At 66.4% G+C, this 253-nt stretch carries 1 protein-coding gene; it reads right to left on the bottom strand.

Translation table 11 applies throughout. The features are described from left to right. A partial coding sequence (locus SB756_RS32800) for a thioredoxin domain-containing protein (RefSeq protein WP_410913604.1) occupies nt 1-253 on the bottom strand: 253 nt, incomplete at both ends.

Below are 253 nucleotides of genomic sequence, written 5' to 3'. Positions count from 1 at the left end.
CCAGCACCGCTTCGGCCTCGCTGATACGCCCTTCGGCAAACAACGCCTGAGCCTGTTCCAGCGGATCGGCCGCTGCCGGTGGCGGCATCTGCACATGTGGCTCCAGCATCGCCCGCACCGCCGACTCCGGCTGCGCTCCGGCAAACCCGTCCACCGGCTGGCCATCCTTGAACAACACCACCGTCGGCAGGCTGCGAATGCCAAAACGCGCAACGATATCCTGCTCGGCCTCGCAGTCGACCTTGGCCAACAG

The organism is Pseudomonas sp. SIMBA_068 (assembly GCF_046534705.1).
GTDB classification, from domain to species: domain Bacteria; phylum Pseudomonadota; class Gammaproteobacteria; order Pseudomonadales; family Pseudomonadaceae; genus Aquipseudomonas; species Aquipseudomonas putida.
Note: the sequence above shows the minus strand (reverse complement) of the source record. Positions and strands in the feature narration are given on the sequence as shown.